The organism is Desulfobacter sp. UBA2225 (assembly GCF_002348205.1).
GTDB classification, from domain to species: domain Bacteria; phylum Desulfobacterota; class Desulfobacteria; order Desulfobacterales; family Desulfobacteraceae; genus Desulfobacter; species Desulfobacter postgatei.
The window spans coordinates 1-7,345 of sequence record NZ_DDYV01000346.1 but is presented as its reverse complement, the minus strand read 5'-3'; the positions used below and the strand labels follow the sequence as shown (position 1 = coordinate 7,345).

The 7,345-nt window shown below is 49.0% G+C and carries 7 protein-coding genes and 1 pseudogene; 5 read left to right on the top strand and 3 right to left on the bottom strand.

The genetic code is table 11. The features are described from left to right. Positions 1–142: 142 nt before the first annotated feature. The 5 genes from B3D59_RS18015 (at position 143) to B3D59_RS17995 (ending at position 5,369) form a co-directional block, all read left to right on the top strand. Positions 143–709, top strand: coding sequence for a manganese efflux pump MntP family protein (locus B3D59_RS18015; RefSeq protein WP_286822532.1), 567 nt, complete (start codon positions 143–145; stop codon positions 707–709). 11 nt (positions 710–720) lie between these two features. Further along, positions 721–1,881 (top strand): DNA-methyltransferase, encoded by a 1,161-nt coding sequence (locus tag B3D59_RS18010; RefSeq protein ID WP_286822530.1) that lies wholly within the window; start codon positions 721–723, stop codon positions 1,879–1,881. A gap of 313 nt (positions 1,882–2,194) precedes the next feature. Next, positions 2,195–2,695 carry a thiol peroxidase gene (tpx, locus tag B3D59_RS18005; protein WP_286822528.1) on the top strand — a complete coding sequence of 167 codons (501 nt, stop codon included), beginning with the start codon at positions 2,195–2,197 and terminating at the stop codon, positions 2,693–2,695. A 152-nt stretch (positions 2,696–2,847) separates the two neighbouring features. Continuing rightward, entirely contained in the window at positions 2,848–3,636 is a 789-nt protein-coding gene (locus B3D59_RS18000; RefSeq protein ID WP_286822526.1) for a DUF4197 domain-containing protein, read from the top strand. 149 nt (positions 3,637–3,785) lie between these two features. Next, positions 3,786–5,369: an MBL fold metallo-hydrolase RNA specificity domain-containing protein gene (locus tag B3D59_RS17995; RefSeq protein ID WP_286822525.1), complete on the top strand. Its 1,584-nt coding sequence runs from the start codon at positions 3,786–3,788 to the stop codon at positions 5,367–5,369. A gap of 86 nt (positions 5,370–5,455) precedes the next feature. On the opposite strand, the gene B3D59_RS17990 is transcribed toward B3D59_RS17995, so the two are convergent. The 3 genes and pseudogenes from B3D59_RS17990 to fliI all read right to left on the bottom strand — a co-directional run. Continuing rightward, positions 5,456–6,091 carry a MotE family protein gene (locus tag B3D59_RS17990; RefSeq protein WP_286822524.1) on the bottom strand — a complete coding sequence of 212 codons (636 nt, stop codon included), beginning with the start codon at positions 6,089–6,091 and terminating at the stop codon, positions 5,456–5,458. Then, entirely contained in the window at positions 6,078–6,536 is a 459-nt protein-coding gene (fliJ, locus tag B3D59_RS17985) for a flagellar export protein FliJ (protein WP_286822523.1), read from the bottom strand. The genes B3D59_RS17990 and fliJ overlap by 14 nt, the downstream gene beginning before the upstream one ends. A 3-nt stretch (positions 6,537–6,539) precedes the next feature. Next, a pseudogene (gene fliI / locus B3D59_RS17980) lies at positions 6,540–7,345 on the bottom strand (flagellum-specific ATP synthase FliI); the annotation flags it as partial.

Below are 7,345 nucleotides of genomic sequence, written 5' to 3'. Positions count from 1 at the left end.
ATCCCGCACCCCGACGCGGGTACACATTGACCGCACGCCTGCTGTACCGGTCCATGCCGCAGAAAATTCTTAATCAGTTGCCCGGAGAGCCTCTCGGGCCTTTGCCGGTGGTGGAGATGGCTGCGGTACGGAAAGAATTTTAATGCATTTGTTCGATATTTTTGTCATTTCAATCGGACTGGCCATGGATGCCTCGGCGGTATCCATGGCTGCTGCGGCCTGCGGGTATGCACAAGGCCCGCGGGCCGTGTTCCGTTTGGCCTTTCATTTTGGTCTGTTCCAGTTCATGATGCCGGTGGTCGGGTGGTTTCTGGGTACCGTATTTGTGTCATATGTCCGAGCCGTGGACCACTGGATCGCTTTTGGTCTTTTGGTCTTTGTGGGCGGACGCATGCTTTGGGAAGGTTTCTCCCATGCCGAAGAGTGCCTTCACAGGGATCCTTCCAAGGGCTTTACCATGGTCATGCTCAGTGTTGCCACCAGCATTGATGCCCTGGCCATCGGCCTGGGGCTGGCCGTGATGGATGTCAATATCTGGTACCCTTCAGCGCTTATTGGTATCATTACCTGTGCCATGTCCGTAGCCGCCATATACATCGGAAAACGCCTGGGGGCGGCCCTCGGCAGCCGAATGGAGATTGTAGGCGGAATCATTTTGATTGCTCTTGGCTTAAAAATTCTGATTCCCGCGCTTTTTGGCGCGGCTTAATTTTTAAACAGATGAAAACAACCCATAAACACTATATCTGCAATGCCGCAAAAATGGCCGCGCTGGCTGACCACAGTGTCCGTCTTGTGGTGACATCGCCTCCTTATCCCATGATTGAGATGTGGGATGAAATTTTTAGCCGCCAGGACGGAAAAATAGAAAAAGCCCTTGAAAAATCGGATGGAGCCCTTGCCTTTGAACTCATGCACCAGGTGCTGGACCAGGTCTGGAAAGAGGTATTCCGGGTACTTTCACCCGGTGGATTTGCCTGTATCAATATCGGTGATGCCACGCGTACCCTGGAGGATAATTTTGGCCTTTACCCCAACCATGCCAGAATATTAAATGCGGCCCAGGCATTAGGATTTACCGCCTTGCCCTGCATATTATGGCGAAAGCAGACCAATGCGCCCAACAAGTTCATGGGATCGGGCATGCTGCCGGCCGGGGCCTATGTTACGTTAGAGCATGAATATATTCTTATTCTAAGAAAGGGGGGAAAACGCGAATTTACCTCTCCTGCCGGCAAGGAAAACCGACGACAAAGCGCATTTTTCTGGGAAGAGCGCAACCAGTGGTTTTCAGACATCTGGATGGATCTTAAAGGCATCCGCCAGGCCATGGGAAAACAAAAGAGCCGCAACCGCAGCGGTGCCTTCCCCTTTGAACTGGCCTATCGCCTGATTAACATGTATTCCGTGAAACAGGATCTTGTTCTGGACCCGTTTCTGGGTACGGGCACCACAATACTTGCGGCCATGGCTGCCGGGCGCAATTGTGCAGGATATGAAATCGACCCCAATCTTTTGGAAAATTTTTACGATAAATGTAATAATTCGCTTGGCCAGTTTTCATCGGTCATTCAGCAACGCATAGATTTTCATAATGAATTTGTCCAGGGGCGCCTGGACGCCGGAAAACCCATCAAGTATGAAAATACGCATTATGGATTTCCCGTGATAACGAACCAGGAAAAAGAGATAGTATTCAGTATCCCGGTATCTGTTGAGCAACAGGATGATGAGAGTCTGGTTGTCAATTATGCTCTCCCGTCCAGGGAAACCTCGAATGTCTTCGCTGCAGCTACAAATACTCCAACTGTGGCCGGAACCTGTGGCGCAACGTCCCGGGCCGGCGGGCTTTTATTTCCGGACTTTGATCCCGGTCATTGACGTCTCTTGTTTTCAATGTGTTATGAAATTTCACTGAACGATTTGCCCAGTTTCGCTATGGGCGGATAAGCTTTCCAGAAACCTTCATTTTCCCTGAAATCAGGCAAATTCGAATCGACACCCATACTGCCACCGGCCGTTATAAAAAGTGCGTCTGCATCTTTAATTTATGTGACTGGGCAAACTTGAAATAACACAGAACGCCATTATTCTTTACAAATGGGCGGGATGGCGGATATTATAATACATAATTTCCCAGGTCGATATTTGATCATTTAAACAAGACGCGTGAAACCAAAAAAGGAGAACATTTATGGGATCTATTACACTTGGCGGAAATCCGGTAACTTTGGCAGGTACTTTTCCCAAAATCGGTGAAAAGGCAAAAGATTTTAACCTGGTGGGACAGGATTTGTCAGACGTCAAACTCTCTGCGTATGCCGGTAAACAGGTGGTGCTCAACATTTTTCCAAGCCTTGACACCCCCATATGTGCCACAGCTATTCGTAAATTCAATGAAACAGCCGGTACCAAAAAAAATACGTTTGTCCTCTGTATCTCAGGGGATCTGCCCTTTGCCCACAAACGGTTCTGCGTTGCCGAAGGCATCGAGAATGTTGTGACCGCGTCTGCCTTCCGTAATCCGCAGTTCGCCCTTGACTATGGTGTGGCCATGCAGGAGGGGGCGCTGGCCGGCCTTACGGCCCGGGCCGTTGTTGTTCTCAATACGGTCGGTGAAGTGGTTTATGCCCAGCTTGTACCTGAGATTAAACAGGAACCTGATTATGAATCTGCGCTCGCTGCCCTGTCCTAATCGGTAAAAAAATAGAACGGGTACCCATCCGGAAAAAGCTGAAATAAAAATTTTTCGGATGGGCATTAATCAATACCTTAGGTTTTGTTGTGGGGTGGGCCTAGTCGATAGACCAGGGCGAGCCCATGGCTGTTATAGGAGAAGCGTTTAAAATGTGTAAAAAAAGAATCAGCGTTTCAGCCGTAACGATGGTTTTTGCCTTTGTTCTGGGGTTTCAGGAGCCTACTTTGGCCGGAAATTCTCTGCTGGACCAGGGCGCTTCATTGATTAAATCCATGGACAAGAGCGGCAGTAGTGAACGCAGTGACAGTTCTGATGGTTCCAGTTCAAGCGCCGGCAGTCTGACCAGCAGCGAAATCATCTCCGGTCTTAAGGAAGCGCTGGAAACAGGCGCCGGAACCGTTGTCAGCCGGTTGGGCACTGAAAACGGGTTTAATTCCGATTCCAGCGTTCATATCCCTTTGCCTTCCTATCTTTCCAAGGCGCAGACCTTCATGGATAAGGCCGGGATGGGGTCATATACAAAAGATTTGGAACTGAAACTCAATCGGGCTGCCGAGGCGGCTACACCCAAGGCCAAGGCGTTGTTTTTAAATGCCATTTCCCAGATGTCCTTTGATGATGCCACAAGCATTCTTAATGGCGCAGATGATGCCGCTACCCAGTATTTCAAGGAAAAAACCTCTGACGATCTCACCGAGGCCTTTACCCCGGTGATAGAGAATAGCCTCGAAGAGATCGGGGCAGTTCAATCCTATAACCAGATGATGGAAAAGTATAAATCCCTGCCTCTGGTTCCCGATGTAAAGGGCAATCTGGTTGACTATACTGTTGAACAAGCCCTGGACGGCATTTTTTATTATCTGGCAAAGGAAGAAAAGGCTATCCGGGAGAATCCGGCGAAGCAGACTACAGCATTGTTAAAAAAATTATTTAACTGATTTTTGAGCGAAAACTCACCCATCTGCGGCGTTGCTCCAGAAATCTGCAATCTTCACATACTTTGAGTATCCTCCGGTTGCAGATTTTTTTACGCATTGCCTCTGGGTAAGTTTTAGCTCAAACATTTTTTTAGGAAGAGGACGAATCTATGGTTGAAGTTGGATTTTTCGGAGCTGCAGGCGAGGTGACCGGATCCATGCATCTGCTGGATACAGGCGTTGATAAGATTTTATTGGACTGCGGCATGTTCCAGGGCCGAAGAAAGGAGAGCCGGGAGAAAAATGAAAATTTTCCCATAAACCGGTCACAGATCACCAATATGGTTCTTTCCCACGCCCATATTGATCATTCCGGCCGGATTCCTCTGTTGACAAAAGATGGGTTTTCCGGCCGGATCATCACCACCCGCCCCACCAAAGACGCTCTGGATTACATGCTTTTGGACTCAGGGCATATCCAGGAATCGGATGCCCTGTATCTTAACTATAAATCCCTGCGCGCGTTTCTGTATCAGGCTGAGCAGTCCAAAACCCAACATCAGATTTCCAACAAGGAAAAAGCCAGGATCAAAAACTTGCTGAAAACAAGCCCCCATGAACTGAATGTGGAGGCCATTGCCGCACTTCACAAGGAGCATGGCCTTGATATGGTGACGCCGCTGTATACCCAGGAAGATGCTATGGAGTCCCTTTCTTTTATTGATGGATATCCTTTTGGCTCGGAAGTGATGATCGGTACGGGAACCACTGTGAAATTTTACGTGGCTGGTCATATTCTCGGGTCTGCCTTTTCTCTGATTACTGTGAAACCGGAAAACGGCGGCAAACCCCTTAAGATACTTTTTACCGGTGATGTCGGCCGGTTTGAAAAACCCATTTTGAAAGATCCCACCCTGGAATTTGATGAAGAGGACAGGGAGATTGACCTGATGATCATTGAAAGTACCTACGGGGACCGCGATCATTCCCCTGTAGCGGATCTTTCCGGACGACTTAAAGACACCCTTATCCGGACAATTGACCGGGGGGGCTCTCTTCTGATTCCTTCTTTTGCCTTTGGCAGAACCCAGGAGCTTATTTACATTCTTCACCAGTTGTATGACTCAGGCGCTGTTCCCAAAGTGCCTGTTTATGTGGACAGTCCTCTGGCATCAAATATCACAAAGGTCTTTGGAGAACATCCGGAAACCTATGATAAGGAAACCCATAAAATATTTTTGGAAAAAGGTATCAATCCCTTTTATTTTAAAAATATTAAATTTGTTGAGTCCGTGGAGGAGTCCATGCGCGTCACCCAGGATGACACCCCGCACATCGTGATCTCGGCATCAGGCATGTGTGAGGCGGGCCGGATTCTTCACCATCTGCGTTATAAAATCCATAATCCCAAACATACCATCCTGATGGTGGGGTATATGGCCAACCACACCCTGGGTCGGCGTATTGAAGAACTGGGCCTGAAGGAAAACAGGACTGCAGACAAGGCGCCGGAAGTCAAAATTTTGGGGAAATCCTATCCCTTGAGGGCCCATGTGGAAAAAATCGGCGGGTTTTCCGCCCATGCAGACCGCCATGAACTGATGAAGGTGGTTGCCGGATCCAATCTTCGGGTGAAAAACATTGCCGTTATCCATGGTGAAGCTGAACAGAGCGAAGCATTTGCCCGTCGCCTCAACGAAAAAGGATATAATGCCTTTATCCCCAAACCTGGTGACAGGTATAAATTAAAGTGATGATTTCGATTCAAGGCGTTTTTTGAAACGGTGGTTACAACCGTGTTCGGCACGACAGAATAATATCTCTTCTGTCGTGCCGCAAATTATCCCCGTTTTTTAAAGGCCAGGCGTTCGCTGATTTTTGCGGCTTTTTCCTTCTCGACAAAAGCCAGGATCTGGGAGGCGGACACCTCGCGCATTCTTAAAAATATTTCATAGGCAACAGAAATTTCCATCTTGTTGACAATTTCTGCAGCTGCTTTGGGTTTCATGCTGGCATACATTTTCACCAGACGATTCATTTTTGCCTCAAATGCGGCAGCCTCTTCCCGTTCTTTTGCAGTTTTCTTTTCTTCAAGCCGTGCCATATCCTCTTCAATCTGCTTTTTCAAGGCTGTCAGAGACGCCAGTTTTTCGTCAATCTGGGCTTCGTACATCTCTAATTCCTTTTTTTCCTTGGCAAGTTTTTCACTGGCCTCGGCCACGGCTTTTTTCTTATCTTCAAGGCCCTGGAGAACGACCTTGGCAGGGTCGGGACACTCTGGACACTCGGGGCATTCCGGGCATGGTGAAGATGCTTCTTCGCCTTTTTCACCGTCAGGCGGTACCTTTTCCGGTTTATCTTCTGCCCAAACCGGTGCCGGTTGCTCCTCGTGTATATATGAAATACCAATAAAGGCTGCCGTTACCAAAAGCAGACTGACCAAAAGTCCGCTTATCCAGCGTTTAAATGCGTTCATTGTTCACCTTCCTGGCCGTTCTCAAAGATGTGATTTCATCCAGGTTCTTTTGCTCTTCCCTGAGCATTTTATGGGTATATTCCCGGGCCTGTTTTTCCCGTAAGCGCTCCAGGGCTTTTTTTTCAATGGTTCTCTGTTTAAGGGCCTTCCGCTTGTCGTCCAGAATCTTTTCAAGTTCGGTTTTTCTGCTGTGTTCAAGCATGATCATCTGATCAACCGCTGTAATAAATTGCCTGTACCGGTTGAATTGACCTGCACCCATCCCTTTTTCCACCAGGGCGTCAAGCTGGTCCGTTGCCGTTATTCTGTCATTTTGCAACTCCGTTATATGCTGTTCACAGGCCAGGAGATCGGCCACAGCCTGTGCCATTGACTGCTTGGCGACCTGCTCAAGATGCCGTTTATACTTTAAAAGGCTTTGCAGTCTGAACTGAAATTTTTTCATGGCTTAGGCCTGATTCTTTTTTGTTCCAGCCGGCGGGTCCTTTATTTCCAGCGCTTTTTTCAGACCGGCTACACTGGCCCGCATGTCCATCTTTTGGCCAATATTCTGGCGCAACAGCCGGTTAATGCCGGGCATCAGTTTCCTGGCCTGGTCCACATCGGGGTCGGAGCCGTCCACATAAGCACCGATGCTGATCATGTCCTCTGCATTTCGATATGCCGCCATGATATTGACGGCTTTGTCCCGCATGGCCATGTGGTCGGGTTTGCTGACATCCCGCATGACCCTGGAAACACTGGCCATGACATCAATGGCCGGGTAGTGGCCACGATTGGCAAGATCCCTGGATAAGACAATATGTCCGTCCGTTATGGAACGAACCGTATCCCCCACCGGGTCGTTCATGTCATCGCCTTCCACCAGAACCGTGTAAATTCCTGTTATTGAACCGCCGTTTTCAAGGACTCCGGGACGTTCAAGAAGAATGGGAATCTGAACAAAAAAAGAGGGGGTATATCCTCGGGTGGTCGGCGGCTCACCGGCAGCCAGGCCCACATCCCTGGAGGACATGGCAAACCGGGTAATGGAATCGAGCATGAGCAGTACATCCTTTCCCTGATCCCTGAAGTACTCGGCTATGGTGGTGGCCAGATAGGCGCCCCGCATGCGGGTCAACGGTGGAGAATCCGATGTGGCTGCCACCAGGACAGCCCGTTTAAGCCCCTCTTCTCCCAGGGTCTCCTCCACAAAATCCTTGACTTCACGGCCCCGCTCCCCAATAAGCCCGATCACCACCACATCCGCACTGG